Here is a 454-nt window from a genome sequence, read left to right on the forward strand (position 1 = left end):
GACTCCGCGGCATCAGTGGCATCAGGGAGTGTGACGCCCGTCGCACCGATCAGTGTGCCTAGCGCACCGACGAATGTAACGGCGACCGCAGGCAACGGAATGGCGACGGTCAGCTTCGATGCACCAGTGAGTGATGGTGGAAGTGTTATTACGCAGTATACGGTTACGTCCAGTCCAGGAGGAATCACAGGAACGAGCACAACCGCGAGTCCGGTTACGGTTACGGGATTGACGAACGGAACGGCGTATACGTTCGCAGTAGTTGCCACGAATAGCGTAGGCAACTCTGCGGCATCAGTGACATCAGGGAGTGTGACGCCGATCAGTCAGCCGAGCGCTCCGACGAATGTCAAGGCGACCGCAGGTAACGGAAGGGCAACGGTTAGCTTCGACGCCCCAGCGAGTGATGGGGGAAGTGCGATCACGGGCTATACGGTTACGTCGAGTCCAGGGG

1 protein-coding gene is annotated in these 454 nt (G+C 59.0%); it reads left to right on the forward strand.

The features are described from left to right. The coding region (locus tag E0485_RS24410) for a fibronectin type III domain-containing protein (RefSeq protein ID WP_132420622.1) at nt 1-454 on the forward strand (454 nt) is incomplete at both ends.

Source organism: Paenibacillus albiflavus (genome assembly GCF_004344915.1).
GTDB classification, from domain to species: Bacteria; Bacillota; Bacilli; order Paenibacillales; family NBRC-103111; genus Paenibacillus_AM; species Paenibacillus_AM albiflavus.